We start from the raw sequence: 17,358 nt of genomic DNA, 5'->3' as shown, positions 1-17,358 counted from the left end.
TTTACGTCAGGATGAATAATAGCCATTACTTAATGGGATATTTCTTTATTTCATCAATTAATGTTCTAAAGTCTGATGTAGATGGGTAATCGTTAACAATATGCGGCGTTTTCTGACTATCGGGGTTTTCAACCGCTAATAAATGTTCAAAACCATAGCGTTGAGCCGATGCTAAAATATTGATACTATCATCAACAAACAAAGTATTATCTAAGCTAAACCCTTGCTTTTCTTGAAGACGCTGCCATAACAATTGTGACTCTTTGGTCACACCAAATTCATGCGTAGAATATAACACATCAAAATACTTATCGAGTTGCGTGCGTTCAATTTTAAGCAATAAGCTATCTGGGTGAGCATTAGTAACCAGTATTATTTCTCTTCCACTCTCTCTTAATGCCACCATAAAATCATGAGCATCATGGCGTAAGCTAATTAAGTGTTGTACTTCACGTTTTAAGGCTTGAATCGGTAATTGGGTTTGTTCAGCCCAGTAGTCTAAACAGTACCAGTCAATGGTCCCAGCAACTCTTTCATAATGGCTTGCTAAGTTTTCTTTTGCTTGCTCAAGTGAAATCTTTGCGTGCTCACTGTAACGTAGTGGTAAATGATGGAGCCAGAAATGGTTGTCAAAATGTAAATCTAAAATCGTTCCATCCATATCTAAAAGTACGGTAGAAATTTTTGACCAATTAAGCATATTATTTTTCCTCAGAGCGATTAATTATTAATTATATCTAAAGTTAACGTGCTATTCTAAAACTATATTATTAATATTTTACTCTTAGGTTTAGCTACCATGAGCAATAGTTTAACACTTCCCAAAGTCACTCAACGTAAGCAAGTTGCTAAGAGTCGCTTGTTTGCTATAGAACAAGTAGATCTTACCTTCAGCAACGGCGTACAGCGAGAATATGAACGCATGCAAGGCTACGGTCGAGGCGCTGTATTAATTGTACCTATGCTAGACGATGAAACGTTTTTATTAGTACGTGAGTATTGTGCTGGCACCCATACATATGAGCTAGGCTTCCCAAAAGGACTTATTGATGAAGGTGAAAGCGCAGAGCACGCTGCTAATCGAGAGTTAAAAGAAGAAGTCGGCTATGGGGCAAATAAATTCACCCATGTGCATCGAGTCGCAACAGCACCAGCTTTTTTCTCTGCCTCAATGGAAATATTTCTTGCTGAAAGTTTATATGCAGAAAAACTACCCGGTGATGAACCTGAAGAGCTAGAAGTTGTCTCATGGAAACTTGCCGACTATCAATCATTACTTGCCCAACCTGACTTTAATGAAGCAAGAAGCATCGCCGCTCTAATGCTGGTAAAAGATTTAGTTAAGAATATTTTAAAATAACACTCAAAAGAAAAAGTAAGTGAAGATTAATGAACAATGAAACGTTACTCGCCATCGCGATAGAAAGTGCAAAAAAAGCAGGCCTAGAAGTTACTAAGCATTACAAGTCGGGCAATTACACGTCAGAAATTAAAGAAGATAATAGCCCCGTTACTAGTGCTGACTATGCGGCTAACGATGTATTGATGCAAGAGCTGTCACGCTTGGCACCTGGCATTCCTATTATTTCTGAAGAAGTTGGTGCATTAGCGCTTAATCAAAGAAAAGATTGGTCACGATATTGGCTACTCGACCCTATTGATGGGACAGGTGAGTTTATTAAAGGCAGTGGTGATTTCGCTGTTAATGTTGCTTTGGTGGAAAATGGCTGGCCAAGTATTGGTGTTATTCACGCACCTGATCACCAACTCACCTACTATGGACAAAATAAGCTTGGCGCTTTTAAAGAAAGCCATACCGGTAGCCAGCAAATTCATGTCGCTAAATATGATGGCAAACGAAAAATCAAAGTGGCGGTAAGCCGCCGACAAGAGCTCAGCCTAATGGGGCAATACCTTAACAACGAAAACTTTGCTTTTGAATATGTGGCATTAGGCAGTTGCTCACTTAAAAACTGTCTAATTGCTGAAGGTGGTGCCGATTGTTACTTACGTATTGGTCCTACAGGTGAGTGGGATACAGGAGCGAGTCATTGTATTATCGAACAAGCGGGAGGCTCAATAATTGATAGTGAGTTTTTACCGTTAACCTACAATCAACGGGAAGGATTAATGAATCCTGACTTTATGACTTTAGGTGCCAGTAATATTCCGTGGCAAAGTATTGTGACCCCGCATCGAGCGCGACGCTCTTAATTTTTATTTTATTTTCAAAGGACCTATTATGCGTATTATATCTACTTTTATCTTAAGCCTTTCACTCCTGCTTGCTGCACCAGCCTATAGTGCTTGGCAGTTGGACTCTAAAAATTCATCGTTAACTTTTATGTCGATTAAAAAAGGCACTGTGGCTGAAAGTCATAGCTTTAAAGAATTTACGGGTGTTATCAACAATAGTGGCTTAGCAAATGTGACCATTGATTTAAGCAGTGTTGACACTAATATTGCGATACGTGATCAAAGAATGGCGGAGTTTCTCTTTGAAACAGCAACTTTTGCACAAGCGAGCTTTAGTGCGCAACTTAACCGTGCAGATATTGATGCGATAACTATCGGTTCAAGTCAGAAAATGTCACTTACGGGTAGCCTGAATTTACATGGTCACCAGCAAGAACTTACATTGAATGTTATGGTGGCTAAGCTATCAGCAAATAATATGCTAGTGAGCACATTAAAACCGGCTATCATTAAAGCCGAAGACTTTGCGTTAGTGGCAGGTATTAATAAATTAAAATCATTAGCAAATCTACCAAGCATTGCTTATGCCGTGCCGGTTAGTTTTGTATTAGTTTTCACTCAATAGCAAATGAGCAACGAACATCCACAGGGTGTTCGTTGTTATAAAATAACTATTGTTCTTGTTCTTGCTCGTTTTGTTGTTGTTCAAACTGATCAATGGGTAAAATATTTACCGTATTATGAAGCTCTGAATAAACTAAAAACGCACTCCCATCAGCAAGTTGTATTTTTACTTGCGCTACTTTTTCCGACAAAGGCACATCGTCCGCACCATATTCGGTACCTTCACGTAAAACAAACTCTCGAATAATACCTGTTAGCGTATCGGGTTGTAGATCTTTGTAAGGGATTATCATAGGTAGCTCTCTAAAAAATTTGGAACACGATGTTCTAGCCAAAACTTTGGTCTTAAGGGATTATTACCATTGATAAAACCAACATGACCCCCTTTTTTACTGACCTCAAAACATATGTTACTGGGAATACTGCTAATATCACGGGTATTTTCATCACATAAAAAGGGGTCGTCATTTGAATGAATAATTAAGCAGGGTTGTTTAATTTTATCCAAAATAAAACGTCCACTCGCCTGATGATAATAATCTTCAGCGCTCTCAAAACCGTTAATAGGGGCTGTTACCAGTTGATCGAATTGCCAAATGGTCTTAATTTCATCGAGCTTATGGGCCAGTCTTTGCGATAGCGGAGCAGAAAGTAGATTACTGTCCATTTTATCCTTAATACTGTCTTTGAGCATGCCCACTAGATATTTTTGATATATACGCGAAAAGCCTTGGTTAATCCGCTTGCTACAGCTGGCCAAGTGTAAAGGGGCACAAATGATTGCCGCAGCTTGATACGGGTTATTAGGTTCTTTTGCTAAATAACGCGCTAGTACATTGCCTCCTAAAGAAAAGCCAATAATGGTCATTGGAAGTTGTGGATATTTTTTCTTTAAAAATTGCGTTAAATAACTAATATCATCAGTGTCGCCACTATGATACGAACGGGCTTTTCTATTAACTCGTCCACTACAGCCTCTAAAATGCATCAGCACTCCGATCCACTGTTTCTCTTTAATAGCCGATAACATTCCTTTAGCATAATGACTGTTAACTGAACCTTCTAAACCATGAAGAACAACCACCAAAGGACGAGTTTCATTAAGTTTAGGTTTATCGGTCCATGCTAAATCAATAAAGTCGCCATCAGGTAACTCCACTGTTTCATTGCAAGTTTCTAGCTGTTTTCTAGATCTTAAAAATTTTGCAATAATAGTTTGGCAATGAGGATTGTGTAGCCACCAAGCTGGAGTGAATTGACTTTGAGTAAACATTTAAAGTTATAGTGGTCTGTTGTGGTTTATTAGTTTTATTATTGTATGTGAATTGAAAATAAATAGATATTTTTAGGCTAAAAAAAAGCTTACAAGGCTAAACGCCATCATAAACATGTTGTCTTATACTCGTTGATTAATGAGTATACCTTTACGATACTTTTCATTATTTTCTTCACGTGATTTTTTTTGACGCTCAATTACATTGAGCGTAGAGGAAGATTGATTAATAGATAAGTTAATAAGCGCACCTCAGCATTTAAGATTAATTGTGCAGATAATGCATGACAATCAACATAGACAAGTGCTGTTAGTATAACAAAAAAAAATTATTCGAGCGATCTTTGTACAGGCGATGTTAACTAATTATTTTCATTGATGTTTTTAAGAAAATAATAAACATAAAAAGCACCAATACCTAAAAGAATTGCTAATCCACCAAAAGAATAAAGTACCACGGGATCATTAATAATCATATCGAAAAAGTTCATAATAGACTCCATAAAAATAATTGAGTTATAACAAAAATGGCTATAACGTAATGTTATAGCCATTTTAGATCGCGGGTTACTTTATGGTTGTGATATAGATCAATGAACCTTAAATTTACCCCTTAGATTATTGTCTTATTTTGTAGAGCTAAAGTTTTATTGTTTAGCTTTTAATGCTTCTTGTTCGATAATTTGTTGATAAAGTCGGTCAGCCTTTTCCCTTGCCTGAGCTATTTCTACATTGCTGAGTTTTAAGGAGTCCATATCACGACTTTTTCCTGCATTTTGATAACCATTACTTGCGGAAATAATATTCCATATAAAAGACATCTCTACACTTTTCTCAACACCCAATCCCTCAAAATACATCAGTGCTAAATTAAACTGGGCTAGGGCGTAATTTTGCTTTGCCGCAGTTTCATACCAACGTGCGGCTTTTGGATAGTCTTTATAGGTACCCGTACCATTGAAATACATAACACCAAGATTAAATTGTGCGGCTATAGAGTCTCTAATTGCTGCTCTTTCCATCAGTGCAAAAGCGGTTGTTAAATCTTTTTTAACGATGACTCCGTCAGAATACATCAGTGACAGACTAAATAGTGCGTCGGGGTGATTTTGAGAAGCGGCTAAGGACATTAATTCCAACGCTTTTTCAGGATCTTTTGTAACGCCGTAACCATTTAAATAAATAAGCGCCATTTGATACTGCGCAGGAGAATATTCCTGAGCAACTAAGGGTTCAAATTCATTTATAGCCGCTTTAAAATCACCACGGTTTAATTCATAAATACCTTGGTCAAGATCTCCTTGATAAGCAAAGCTCGAAACACTGCTTAATATAGATAGACAAAAAAGGGCGAATATTGTTTTTTTCATAACGTTCTCATTATTTTAATCGTATGATTATTAAGTGTAGCAAGTAATATAATTTAATGATTATTTTTTACAGTGAAGCTTGTAACATAATTTCTTCAATTTGTTCTTCTAATTCGAGCCAATACATTTCAATTTCTTCAACATCTGCTTTTAGATTAGCTTGTTGCTTAATGAGAACGGCTAAGCGTGCTTTATGTTCACTTTGATATATCTCACTTTCGGCTAATACTCCTTCAACTTCAGCTAATTGAGTTTGCAGCAGTTGTACTTTCTTCTCGTATTTATCGGCTTGTTTACGCAGCGGAGATGCTTTTTTACGTAATTCCGCTTGGTCTTTGCGTAATTGTTTTTTATCAACAACCTCAATAGACTTTGCTGGTTTAGTATTTTTTAGTGTTTGTTTTTTGTCTTCATTAAGCCATTGTTGATAGTCATCAATATCACCAGAGAACTCGCTAACTTGACCATTGGCAACTAAGAAAAACTCATCAACACATGACTCTAATAAAAAGCGATCATGGGCAATCAAAATAATAGCCCCTTCAAAGTCTTGTAAAGCAAAGACAAGTGCTTGACGCATTTCTAAATCAAGATGGTTAGTGGGCTCATCGAGGAGAAGTAATTGCGGCTTGTCATTAACAATTAACGCCAGTACCAGACGTGCTTTTTCTCCACCTGACATGGTACTTACCGGAGAGAGTGCTTGGTCGCCAGTAAAACCAAAGCTACCTAAAAAATTGCGCGCTTGTAGCTCTGTAGTCTCAGGTTTAGCACGAACAATATGATCAATCGCACTACTTGGCATATGTAATTGTTCAAGCTGATGTTGAGAGAAGTAACCAACAGTTAAGTCTTGGGCGCAATAACGCTCGCCTTTAATTAAGGCAATATCGCCAGCTAATGACTTTATTAATGTCGACTTACCCGCACCATTTCGTCCCAAAAGACCAATCCTACTACCGGGTACCAGTGTGAGACCGACATCACGTAAAATAATGGTTTCTGGATCATAGCCACAGGTTGTCTCTTTTAACGCTAATAACGGATAAGGCAAGGTTTCCGGTGTTTTGAAACTGAAGGTAAATTGGCTATCGACATGTGCGGGTGCTAAGTCAGGTAATTTTTGTAAACGCTTTAAACGACTCTGAGCTTGTTTTGCTTTACTGGCTTTTGCTCTAAAGCGATCGACGAATGAGGTTAGGTGAGCCACTTCTTTTTGCTGTTTTTGAAATTGAGCATCTTGTTGTGCTAAATGTTCCGCGCGTTGACGCTCAAAGGCACTATAATTACCCGAATATAATTTTGCTTGTTGATGTTCAATATGAAGAATTTGTTCAATAACGTCATCTAGAAAATCACGATCATGTGAAATAAGCACTAAAGTACCGGTAAAGCGTTTTAACCAACGCTGTAACCAAATTACCGCATCCAAATCTAGATGGTTAGTGGGTTCATCGAGTAAGAGTAGATCTGCGCGGCTAATTAACGCTTGAGCCAAGTTAAGACGCATGCGCCAACCACCAGAAAAATCCTTTACGGCATCACCCAGTTGTTCTTGTAAAAAACCTAAACCATGAAGTAACTCGCTGGCACGAGCGGGTAAACTGTAGCCATTTATGGCATCAATATGGTTGAGAATTAACGCTTCTTGGTTGCCATCATCATTTAATCGAGCTTTCTCAAGTTGTTGCTCAAGTTGACGAAACTCTTTATCTCCGTCCATCACATAATCTAAGGCGGATTGATCGAGGGCGGGGGTTTCTTGTTTTACTGTCGCGACATCCCAGCCTGAAGGCATATTTACATCGCCTCTGTCGGGCTGTAACTCACCTAATAAGGCAGCAAATAAAGAAGATTTTCCACAGCCATTAGCGCCAACTAAGCCAACTTTGTGATTAGGATGAATAGTAAAGCTTGATGATTTTATGAGGTTTTTAGCGCCTCTATCTAAGCTTAAATCGGTGGCTATGATCATTGTGTGTTATTACTCATTTTAATTCAGGTTGCTATTGTCCTTTTCCTATCGACAAGATTCAAGGTAAAATAATACAACTCGATTTTATTTGGATTGAAACACATGAAAAAAAGATTTATTGCTGGCGCTATTTGCCCGAAATGTAATGCTATGGACACCATGGGATTAACAAAAGAAAATAATGTTGAAAAAGTCACTTGTGTTAGCTGTGGGCATCAAATGTCTCAGCCAGAAGAGCATGTCGTTAAAGAAATCCGTCCGCAAGAGCAAGTGATTGGTATTTTTAAGCAAGAATAATTTGTTATTTTACCAAGCTGAAATATTTCAGCTTGGTATTTATTGAATGAAAGTTAGGTTAAGAGTTAATAATGTGGTGGTGGCGGTTCGATATCTTGCGACTGATTTTGACCCGGATTATTATCTTGAACACGACTTGCGATTAACTTTAACTGTGCCCTAATATCTGAAATTTCTAATTGATGAACAGCAAGTTCATTATTCAACTGTTCAATAACATCGTCTTGAAAGGCATTACGAGATTGCAGCGCTTCAACATTCTCTTGTAATTCGATGATTTTTTTTTGTATTTCTGTTGTCATAATTTGGGGTACCTAACGCGACTTTCTTTGCCAAAGCTCAGCGTATCCTGATGAACTTTCTGTGATTATTTGGTTCTTTCCTCGAAAGGCGACACTATACACTACCGCGCCTGCAGCACGTATACTTTCTTTTGGCGTAACTCGCCAACTGTCAAGTCGCTCTCCAGTTGGTATGCTCCACAGGCTAACTTTTCGAGTTGGGGCTCCGGTTAATAGTAGAGTACCATCATCAGAAAACCTTACTGAGCTAAATATTTCGTGGCGGTTATAGTATTGAAGTTGGCTAACGCGTTTACCTGTTTTTAAATCCCATATGTTTGAAGATTTTTTACTGTCGGCAGTAAAAGCAAACCGACCTTTAGGGTCTAGGGCCACCATAGTAACGCGACTTGGATGATTAAATCGGTAAATAACCTGCCCACTTTCTGTATCCCATACATAAGCGACGTAATCATTGCCTCCTGAAATGGCGATACGGCCATTGGGGAGCATATCAACCGCATTAATTTTTTCTGTATGACCTAAGAACTCTAAGCGACGGCCATTGCTCATGGTAATGTGAACAATGGTGCCATTACTTTTACCGAGTAAAATAAAGTCACCATTATTTGACAAGGCAATATCACGAATCGTTGACTCACGTACTTTCCAGTAACCTTCTGATTGGCCTGTTGCGATATTCCACAACGAAAATGCTTCTCGATTTGCGGTCAGTGCATGGCTATTATTATTGGATATATCGGCTAACAGCACTAAATTATCGCTACTATCTTGCTGTTGTGACCAGCTGTATTTTAATGCATTTTCTTCTATGTCCCATAAACTTAAGCCATGATAAATAGAAGAGACAACACTGTATTTGCCATCATTAGAAATATTAGCTGCATAAGCACCATCTGTAGCATGCTGCCAGCGCTGTACAGGCTTGTCCTCTGCAGGCTGGCAAGCACTGTTCAATAAGGAAAATAGACAGATGAAAAGCAGTGTTAGCTTGTTATTACACTTAATCACAATATTAATACTTTTTTCTTAGTTAATTTATCGTTAGTATAAGCCGCATTGTCTAACAATACATAATATTTAATCAATGGCTTAGGGGAACTTCCTCCAACTGAGTACTAGGTTACGTTAACGGAGAAAAAATGAAATTATTTAAGCCAACTATGTTAGCTATTGCACTTGTGTCAGTGTTTGGCTGTCAAGAAAGTGTAAAACCAACCGAAACAGCGCCTGTTTTAGAAACTGAAATGCAAAAACAAGCGTACAGTTTAGGTGCTTCAATTGGCATGTACATGCAAAAGAATCTTGATCAACATGAGAAGTTGGGTGTACCACTTGATCAAGCATTAATTACTCGCGGTTTCATGGACAGTCTTGCTGGCAAATCAATCATTGAGAAAGAAGAAATCCAAGCTCTATTAATGAGCCTTGATGAGCAAATGAAAGCAAAGCAATTAGCAGCAGCAGACGCTGAATCTGAAGCGGCAATTGCTGAAGGCATGAAATTCTTAGAAGAAAATGCTAAGAAAGAAGGTGTACAAGTTACTGAATCAGGTATTCAATACCTTGTTGTAACTGAAGGTGAAGGTGATAAACCTAGCGCTACTGATACAGTAACGGTTCACTATAAAGGTACTTTCTTAAACGGTGAAACTTTTGATAGTTCATATGAACGCAATGAACCAGCAGTATTCCCTTTAAATCGTGTTATCAGCGGTTGGACAGAAGGCGTACAGTTAATGTCAGTGGGTTCAAAGTACACGTTTACTATTCCATCTGATTTAGCTTACGGAAAAAATGGCAATCCGCCACGTATTCCTGGCAACTCAGTATTACAGTTTGAAATTGAATTATTAGACATTCAAAAATCAGCTGAACCAGAAGAAATCACTCAGTAATATTATTACTCTAGTGTTAAGGGAGCCAATTGTGTAAGCAATTGGCTTTTTAATGCATTTTAGAAACTCAAAATATAAACAATCATTTTTCACCGACCATAAATACCTTATTCACTTTCAAATATATAAGTATTATATGGCTAGCCTTTCGTCGACATATTCAGCTATAGCTAAACTAGAAGTTAAGCCGGGTGAGTCAATACCAAACAGATTCACTAATCCTTTCAAGCCATGCACATTTTCACTTTGAATGACAAAATCTTTAAAACCATCATTCGGACCTTCTAATTTCGGACGAATACCCGAATAAGCAGGCTGTAATCTTTCACTATCTAATGAAGGGTAATAGCGTTGAATCGCGGCAACAAATTTAGCTTTTAGAAGAGGAGAGACTTCATAATCAATATCATCAATGTACTGTGTGTCGGGACCAAACTTTAATTGTCCGCCAATGTCTAATGAGGCGTGAATACCTAAACCATGCGATTCGGGTAAGGGATAAATGAGCTGTGTAAAAGGACTTCTCCCTTGGTAAGAAAAATAATGGCCTCGACAATAATAAAGCGTTGGAATATGTGACTTTTTTAAATCACTAATATTTTCGGCAACTTTAGTACTGTGTAATCCCCCTGAATTAATTAAATAATCACAATGCAACTGCATTATTTCATCTTGACTATTTAAAGTAACAACAAAGCCATCATTATTGTTATCTGCCTTAATAAAGGTTGTTTTTCCAACAAATTGACCATTATTATGCTCAATTTCTGCCAGTAAAGCCTGCATATAACGATGACTATCAATAATGCCTGTCGAAGGGGAAAGTAAGGCTGCGGTGGCATGTAATGCTGGATTTGACTTCTTAAGCTCGTCTGCCGTTAGCCAGACGAGATCATTAACATCATTAAGTGCTGCTTGTTTTATGGTTTTCGTTAAATGTTGTTCTTCTGCCTCGCCGTGGGCAACCAGTAATTTTCCTAGGCGTTGATGAGGAATGCCTCGATCTTTACAATATTGATAAAGCTTCTCTTTTCCTTGCACGCATAGCTTAGCTTTTAAACTGTGCTGAGGATAATAAATGCCGGCATGAATAACTTCACTATTACGACTACTGGTTTCTTCACCAAAGCTAGCGTTTTTATCAACAATGAGCACATTATTGAGCTTATTGCTAAGTCTTGCCGCAATGGCTAAACCCACGACACCGGCGCCAATAATTATTGCGTCTACTTTTTCCATCATTTTATCTATTATTTTTAGCTTGAATTAAGTGTGGTCGCCCCTTATCTAAATTTCAAGAAAAAGAATGTCTTAAAATTTAGATAAGAGTGTGGGTAAAGGTTCAAAGGACTGACTTATTCTATTTTGGAATAAAAAAGCCTTTTCTATTCTTTTTATTATATGCAAAGTCAGTCTATTATTATTTTACTAAATTTAAATGGGCGAATTGACATTATGTTGCCAAACCAACAGAACTTACAAAAAACTATGCTAGATGCTGACCAACTTTCATCATTACAAAACGCTATTGGCAGTTACTCTCAGTTGCAGCTTGCATGGGCAAGTGGTTATTTAGCGGCTAAATCTGAAGGAGCATCGTTAAGCGTTAGCCCTGCAGCTTCAGCTGTTGCAGCTCCTGCGCCTGTGTTAACTATTTTATTTGGTTCTCAAACCGGAAATGCTAAAGGTGTTGCTAAAGCGTTAGCCGCACAAGCACAAGCAGAAGGTCTTACCGTCGACTTAAAAAGCATGAGTGACTTTAAGCCAAAAAGCATTAAAAATCTGACGCACCTATTAATTGTCGCCAGTACTAATGGCGAAGGTGAAGCACCCGATGATGCGATTGCTTTACATGAATATTTAGGCTCGAAAAAAGCGCCAAAGCTCGATGATTTACGCTATAGCGTTTTAGCCTTGGGCGACACTAGCTATGAGTTCTTTTGTCAAACGGGCAAAGACTTTGATGATTACTTAAGTAAGCTTGGCGCAAAACAGATTACCGCACGTGTTGACTGTGACGTTGATTACGAAGCTGATGTAAAAACATGGTCAGAGACTATTGTTAAAGATGTAAAAGCCTTGTTGGGTAATGAGATTGATAGCCACAATGTTGTGGTAATGCCAACACTTGGCGCGTCTAGCGAATATACTAAACAGGCGCCTTATGCTGCTGAGTTAAGTTTAAGCCAAAAGATCACCGGTCGTGATTCAGCAAAAGATGTTCGTCATATTGAAATCGATTTAGCCGATTCAGGTATCACCTACCAAGCCGGTGACGCTTTAGGCGTGTGGTTTGAAAATGATACTGAGTTAGTCGCCGAGCTTATTGCGATACTTGGTTTGTCAGGTAATGAAAATATTGATGTTGGCGGTGAACGTTTATCACTTGAACAAGCATTAATTTCAACATTAGAAATTACTCAAACAGCGCCTAATTTCATTAGCTTTTGGGCGGAAAAATCACAAGATAAAGCTTTGCTTACCTTGAGTGAAGATAAAAATGCTGCGCGTGAATATGCCAGTAACCATCAAATTATTGATCTAGTTAAAGCAGCTCCGGCGAAAGTAACAGCACAAGACTTTGTTGACGCACTTAGAAAGATTACTCCACGTTTATATTCCATAGCCTCAAGCCAAGCTGAGGTTGAAGAAGAAGTACACTTAACGGTGGGTTTAGTTGAATATAGCGAGAATGACCAGTTAAGAAGTGGCGGTGCCTCAAGCTTTTTAGGTAAACGCTTAGCAGAAGGCGGCACAGTTAAGGTTTTCATTGAACACAACGATAACTTCCGCTTACCTGAAAATGGCGATACTCCTGTGATCATGATTGGCCCAGGTACTGGTATTGCTCCTTTTAGAGCCTTTATGCAAGAACGTGAAGCAAGCGAAGCAAGTGGTGATAACTGGCTGTTTTTTGGTGATCAAACCTTCACTCAAGATTTTTTATACCAAGTGGAATGGCAAGGCTATTTAAAATCAGGCTTGTTAACGCACCTTGATTTAGCCTTTTCTCGTGATCAAGCAGAAAAAATATATGTGCAAGACCGTTTACGTGAAAAAGCCAGTGAGATTTTTGCTTGGTTAGAACGTGGTGCTCATTTATATATTTGTGGTGACATGAGCCGTATGGCAAAAGATGTGGAGCTTGCCTTGGTGGATATTATTGCTGAGCATGGCAAGTTGAGTACTGAACAAGCACAAGACTATTTAAAAGAATTACGTAACGCCAAGCGTTTCCAAAAGGATGTTTACTAATGACTACAACAAATAAAGAAATCGTATTAACAGGTCCTGGACCGTTAATTGTAGAAGGTAAGCAGGCTGATAACGAACGCTTAAAAGCAGAGAGTAATTTTTTACGAGGGACAATTGTTGATGACTTAAAAGACCCAGTCACCGGTGGTTTCACGGCAGATAATTACCATATTATCAGAACTCATGGTATGTATCAGCAAGATGACCGTGATATTAGAACTGAGCGTAGTAAGCAAAAATTAGAACCTTTGCATAATGTTATGTTACGAGCTCGTATGCCTGGCGGTATCATTAAACCAGAGCAGTGGTTGGCTATCGACAAATTTGCTCAAGAGAGCACTTCATATGGCAGTATTCGCTTAACAACACGTCAAACATTTCAATTTCATGGTGTGTTAAAGCCCAATATTAAATTAATGCACCAAACATTAAATAGTATTGGTATCGACTCAATTGCGACTGCTGGCGATGTTAACCGTAATGTTTTGTGTACTTCTAACCCTATTGAATCAGAACTTCATCAAGAAGCTTATGAATGGGCTATTAAAATTAGTGAACATTTACTGCCTAAAACACGTGCTTATGCAGAGATCTGGCTAGATGGCGAAAAGCTTGAAGGCCCTGAAGGTGAAGAGACAAAAGAGCCTATTTTAGGCAGCAACTACTTACCACGAAAATTTAAAACGACTGTTGTTATTCCGCCACAAAATGATATTGACGTTCACGCTAATGATCTCAACTTTATCGCTATTGCTAAAGATGGAAAATTAGTTGGTTTTAACGTACTTGTTGGTGGTGGTTTAGCGATGACTCATGGCGATAAGTCAACGTATCCTCGCAAGGCTGACGATTTTGGCTATGTGTCTTTAGCACATACCTTAGATGTTGCGACCGCTGTTGTAACGACACAACGCGACTGGGGAAACCGAGTTAATCGTAAAAATGCTAAAACTAAGTACACACTTGACCGAGTGGGTGTAGAAACCTTTAAATCTGAAGTTGAGAAACGTGCCGGTATTACTTTTGAAACCTCTCGTCCATACGAGTTCACTGAACGTGGCGATCGTATTGGTTGGGTTGAAGGTTTTGACGGTAAGCACCATTTAGCCTTATTTATTGAAAATGGCCGTTTATTAGATAGCCCAGGTAAACCCCTTAAGTCAGGTGTTGCTGAATTAGCGAAAATACACAAAGGTGATTTTCGTATGACCGCGAACCAAAACTTAATTGTTGCGGGTGTAGCAACTGAAGATAAAGCACAAATTGAAAAAATTGCCCGTGAATATGGCTTAATGAATGACACGGTTTCAAAGCAACGTAAAGATTCTATGGCCTGTGTAGCATTTCCTACCTGTCCATTAGCTATGGCTGAAGCAGAACGCTATTTACCGGGTTTTGTTACCGACGTAGAGGGCATTTTAGCCAAACATGATATGAGTGATGAAAGTATTATTTTACGTGTCACGGGTTGTCCAAATGGTTGTGGTCGTGCGATGTTGGCAGAAATTGGTTTAGTTGGTAAAGGTCCAGGTAAATACAATATGCATTTAGGCGGTAACTTGGCAGGAACGCGAGTACCTAAAATGTATAAAGAAAACTTAAGCGAACAAGATATTCTTGATGAAATGGATATGCTAGTGGCTCGCTGGTCAACGGAAAGAAACAGTAATGAAGCGTTTGGTGATTTTACTATCCGCACCGGCATTATCGCAGAAGTGAAAAATAGTAAGCGAGATTTTCATGACTAAGCCTATTATTAATAGTGCTGATATCGCTGCGGCAAAAGCACCGATTAATAACCGTTTTCCGGCATCCTTACCTAAGCCTTGGCTTAACCAGTGGAACGAGTTATTAGAACAGCAAACCGCGACTGAACGAGTTGAATGGTCGATGGAGAATTTACCATCGCAGTTCGTTTTGTCTTCTAGCTTTGGCATTCAATCTGCAGTTATGTTGCATATGTTGACGCAAGTCGATGCGAATATCCCAGTGATTGTTACCGATACTGGGCACTTATTTCCTGAAACTTATCAGTTTATTGAACAGCTCAACGAACGTTTAAAATTGAATTTACACGTTTATAGCGCGACAGAAAGTGCCGCATGGCAACAAGCAAAATATGGCGAAGAATGGGCAAAAGATGAAACATCACTTAAAGCTTATAATCGCCGTAATAAAGTTGAGCCACTAGAACGTGGTTTACATGAGCTCAATGCCGCGACATGGTTTTCTGGCGTGCGTCGTCAGCAATCAGAGCATCGTGAAGGCCTGTCTGTAGTCAGTATTTTACGCGGTCGTTTTAAAGTACATCCTATTATTGATTGGAGTAATAAGGATGTGCATGAATACCTAACTAAGCATAACTTGCCCTATCATCCTCTATGGGACCAAGGCTATGTATCGGTTGGCGACACACACAGTACACGGCCATTAACGTTAGGTATGAATGAAAGTGATACCCGTTTTTCTGGCATGGCCAGAGAATGTGGTTTACATACTGACGGTGACGGTATTTAAATAACACCCAACTTAACGTTTACTATTAAGGACAAACATCTTAGATGCTTGTCCTTTTTTATGTTGGCTACTTTTTGTCAGGAACAAAAAACTGCATTTCAGTATCTGTATTGGGGGTTGTAAGTACAGATCCTGAAACAAGTTCAGGATGACGGGGTTTATAGCAGTATGAAGAGGCTTACATCTTTATTCGGAGCTTGAAGCTTGGTGAGGCTATCTGGTCGATAGTTGCAGGGTCTGATGTGCACTCTTGTCGTCATGCTGAACTTGTTTCAGTATCAGTATTGGGATCTTGAAGCTTAGTGAAGAGGCCTAGCTGATAGTGCAGGTTTTGATGTGCACTTTTGTCGTCATAATGAACTTGTTTCAGTATCGGTATTGGGAGCTTGAAGCTTGGTGAGGCTATCTGGTCGATAGTTGCAGGGTCTGATGTGCACTCTTGTCGTCATGCTGAACTTGTTTCAGTATCGGTATTGGGATCTTGAAGCTTAGTGAAGAGGCCTAGCTGATAGTGCAGGTTTTGATGTGTCCTCTTGTCGTCATGCTGAACTTGTTTCAGTATCTGTATTGGGGGAAGTTCAGGATGACGGGACTTATAGCAGGATGACGGGGCTGTAGTAGTCAGAGGGGCTTGTATCTGTATCTACATTGGTGGCTCTCAAACCACCAATGTTATCCCTCTATAATTGAAAAGTTTTCGCTTAATGCACTTTTTAAATGCTGTAAATAAACATCATCAATATTATCGCTGATCAGACGTGCTAGCTCGCTGCCTATTGGCGTAAATTTATAAAACTTCAGTACACAAGATGATTTTTTTGCGGTGAGCGTTAATGGCTTACCGTTAAAGTTAAAATGGAACGACTCTGACTTGTTCATTGGGCTAGATTCTGTCTCTTGAATAAAGACCAGATGATTATCGGCTAGAATTAATAAATCAGCATAGCTCAATGAAAATTGGTTAAAAGGTATATTCTGTTCTCTATTTTTATTAAAAAAGTTTAGCAAGCCAGGTGTCTGATAGGCTCCTGAAATAATACGTATATTTCTTTTTGTTTGTTCTGTTACCGCTAAACTACAGGCCTTTGCTAACAATTTTGCTTCCGTAATACTCATGGCACGAAAAACCTTGAGGGTTTTAGTGGAAAATGAACCGGGTTGTGATATTTCCCCTGCTAGTATTTTTGCCCACAAATTTTGCATGGTGGTATTACTGACATCTTCGGCGAGTTCGGTAAAGGTACTAAACCAATCAGCGTCTGCTTTATGGGTAAATTCGGTAGCAGAACAGTAATTTACTGACTTTTTTATAATAGTTTCAAGGTTCTCTTGCTTTCGTAATGCGGCAATTCGTGCTCTTTTTTGGGTTCTTTCTTCTAATGGCATCTGTTTTTCTGAAGAAATTAAGCCACCATCAAGTACAAAGTTTTTAGCCAAGGCAAGCAGTTGCATTTGGGAAGAAACACCAGCATTTTTTTTATTGCCGCTATTTTTAGCCGTAGATTCTGTTGTTTTTATTACTTCAGTGTTAATCGGCTCCTCAGTAATAACCAGCGGTGCAGTTGAGGGTTCGTTGATGTCTTTCATAAAAATTACCGTAACTAATATATTATTTTCATTACTATTTTTTCTAAGCATACGCTGGAAAATT

18 protein-coding genes are annotated in these 17,358 nt (G+C 38.7%); 8 read left to right on the top strand and 10 right to left on the bottom strand.

The features are described 5' to 3' along the window. Positions 1 to 25: 25 nt before the first annotated feature. A complete protein-coding gene (gene yrfG / locus A3Q34_RS08315; protein ID WP_070374941.1) occupies positions 26 to 700 on the bottom strand; it encodes a GMP/IMP nucleotidase in 675 nt (224 codons plus the stop codon). Positions 701 to 799: 99 nt separating this feature from the next. Between yrfG and nudE the strand changes: the two genes are divergently transcribed. Genes nudE through A3Q34_RS08300 form a run of 3 tightly spaced genes read left to right on the top strand, consistent with a single transcriptional unit; the run spans position 800 to position 2,821 of the window. Next, a complete protein-coding gene (nudE, locus tag A3Q34_RS08310; protein WP_070374940.1) occupies positions 800 to 1,360 on the top strand; it encodes an ADP compounds hydrolase NudE in 561 nt (186 codons plus the stop codon). A gap of 29 nt (positions 1,361 to 1,389) precedes the next feature. Then, positions 1,390 to 2,214 (top strand): 3'(2'),5'-bisphosphate nucleotidase CysQ, encoded by an 825-nt coding sequence (gene cysQ, locus A3Q34_RS08305; RefSeq protein WP_070374939.1) that lies wholly within the window; start codon positions 1,390 to 1,392, stop codon positions 2,212 to 2,214. Between the two features lie 28 nt (positions 2,215 to 2,242). Next, the gene (locus A3Q34_RS08300; RefSeq protein WP_070374938.1) at positions 2,243 to 2,821 is read left to right on the top strand and encodes a YceI family protein; all 579 of its coding nucleotides are present in this window, start codon (positions 2,243 to 2,245) and stop codon (positions 2,819 to 2,821) included. Positions 2,822 to 2,867: 46 nt separating this feature from the next. Here the strand turns inward: A3Q34_RS08300 and A3Q34_RS08295 are convergent, their stop codons facing one another. The 5 genes from A3Q34_RS08295 to A3Q34_RS08280 form a co-directional block, all read right to left on the bottom strand. Then, a complete protein-coding gene (locus tag A3Q34_RS08295; RefSeq protein ID WP_070374937.1) occupies positions 2,868 to 3,113 on the bottom strand; it encodes a YheU family protein in 246 nt (81 codons plus the stop codon). Further along, the gene (locus A3Q34_RS08290) at positions 3,110 to 4,093 is read right to left on the bottom strand and encodes a hydrolase (protein ID WP_070374936.1); all 984 of its coding nucleotides are present in this window, start codon (positions 4,091 to 4,093) and stop codon (positions 3,110 to 3,112) included. The genes A3Q34_RS08295 and A3Q34_RS08290 overlap by 4 nt, the downstream gene beginning before the upstream one ends. 362 nt (positions 4,094 to 4,455) lie before the next feature. Continuing rightward, positions 4,456 to 4,584 (bottom strand): DUF3149 domain-containing protein, encoded by a 129-nt coding sequence (locus A3Q34_RS21080; protein ID WP_157470907.1) that lies wholly within the window; start codon positions 4,582 to 4,584, stop codon positions 4,456 to 4,458. A gap of 156 nt (positions 4,585 to 4,740) precedes the next feature. After that, a complete protein-coding gene (locus tag A3Q34_RS08285) occupies positions 4,741 to 5,463 on the bottom strand; it encodes a tetratricopeptide repeat protein (protein ID WP_070374935.1) in 723 nt (240 codons plus the stop codon). 67 nt (positions 5,464 to 5,530) lie between these two features. Continuing rightward, entirely contained in the window at positions 5,531 to 7,438 is a 1,908-nt protein-coding gene (locus A3Q34_RS08280) for an ATP-binding cassette domain-containing protein (protein WP_070374934.1), read from the bottom strand. Between the two features lie 102 nt (positions 7,439 to 7,540). Between A3Q34_RS08280 and A3Q34_RS08275 the strand changes: the two genes are divergently transcribed. Next, positions 7,541 to 7,735, top strand: coding sequence for a YheV family putative zinc ribbon protein (locus tag A3Q34_RS08275; protein WP_070374933.1), 195 nt, complete (start codon positions 7,541 to 7,543; stop codon positions 7,733 to 7,735). Between the two features lie 65 nt (positions 7,736 to 7,800). Here A3Q34_RS08275 and A3Q34_RS08270 read toward each other — a convergent pair whose 3' ends face one another. Together A3Q34_RS08270 and A3Q34_RS08265 are read right to left on the bottom strand one after the other, a co-directional pair. Further along, entirely contained in the window at positions 7,801 to 8,037 is a 237-nt protein-coding gene (locus tag A3Q34_RS08270; RefSeq protein WP_070374932.1) for a SlyX family protein, read from the bottom strand. A 12-nt stretch (positions 8,038 to 8,049) separates the two neighbouring features. Further along, entirely contained in the window at positions 8,050 to 9,048 is a 999-nt protein-coding gene (locus tag A3Q34_RS08265; protein WP_083277943.1) for a WD40 repeat domain-containing protein, read from the bottom strand. A gap of 131 nt (positions 9,049 to 9,179) precedes the next feature. Here A3Q34_RS08265 and fkpA point away from each other — a divergent pair, with 131 nt between their 5' ends. Next, positions 9,180 to 9,935, top strand: coding sequence for an FKBP-type peptidyl-prolyl cis-trans isomerase (gene fkpA, locus A3Q34_RS08260; RefSeq protein ID WP_070374931.1), 756 nt, complete (start codon positions 9,180 to 9,182; stop codon positions 9,933 to 9,935). Between the two features lie 132 nt (positions 9,936 to 10,067). On the opposite strand, the gene A3Q34_RS08255 is transcribed toward fkpA, so the two are convergent. Beyond that, positions 10,068 to 11,177, bottom strand: a complete 1,110-nt coding sequence (locus A3Q34_RS08255) for an NAD(P)/FAD-dependent oxidoreductase (protein WP_331710949.1) — start codon at positions 11,175 to 11,177, stop codon at positions 10,068 to 10,070. 213 nt (positions 11,178 to 11,390) lie between these two features. Here A3Q34_RS08255 and A3Q34_RS08250 point away from each other — a divergent pair, with 213 nt between their 5' ends. From A3Q34_RS08250 to A3Q34_RS08240, 3 genes are read left to right on the top strand one after another with little or no spacing between them, the layout of a single operon-like run. Next, positions 11,391 to 13,190, top strand: coding sequence for an assimilatory sulfite reductase (NADPH) flavoprotein subunit (locus A3Q34_RS08250; protein ID WP_070377066.1), 1,800 nt, complete (start codon positions 11,391 to 11,393; stop codon positions 13,188 to 13,190). Further along, positions 13,190 to 14,938 (top strand): assimilatory sulfite reductase (NADPH) hemoprotein subunit, encoded by a 1,749-nt coding sequence (cysI, locus tag A3Q34_RS08245; protein ID WP_070374929.1) that lies wholly within the window; start codon positions 13,190 to 13,192, stop codon positions 14,936 to 14,938. Before A3Q34_RS08250 ends, cysI begins: the two co-directional genes overlap by 1 nt. After that, positions 14,931 to 15,707, top strand: coding sequence for a phosphoadenylyl-sulfate reductase (locus A3Q34_RS08240; RefSeq protein WP_157470904.1), 777 nt, complete (start codon positions 14,931 to 14,933; stop codon positions 15,705 to 15,707). The genes cysI and A3Q34_RS08240 overlap by 8 nt, the downstream gene beginning before the upstream one ends. Before the next feature lie 672 nt (positions 15,708 to 16,379). Here A3Q34_RS08240 and A3Q34_RS08235 read toward each other — a convergent pair. Beyond that, the gene (locus tag A3Q34_RS08235) at positions 16,380 to 17,294 is read right to left on the bottom strand and encodes a TIGR03899 family protein (protein WP_070377064.1); all 915 of its coding nucleotides are present in this window, start codon (positions 17,292 to 17,294) and stop codon (positions 16,380 to 16,382) included. Positions 17,295 to 17,358 lie beyond the last annotated feature (64 nt).

It is taken from the genome of Colwellia sp. PAMC 20917, assembly GCF_001767295.1.
Taxonomy (GTDB): Bacteria; Pseudomonadota; Gammaproteobacteria; order Enterobacterales; family Alteromonadaceae; genus Colwellia_A.
The sequence above is the reverse complement of the archived record's forward strand: the minus strand, read 5'-3'. Positions and strand labels throughout refer to the sequence as shown.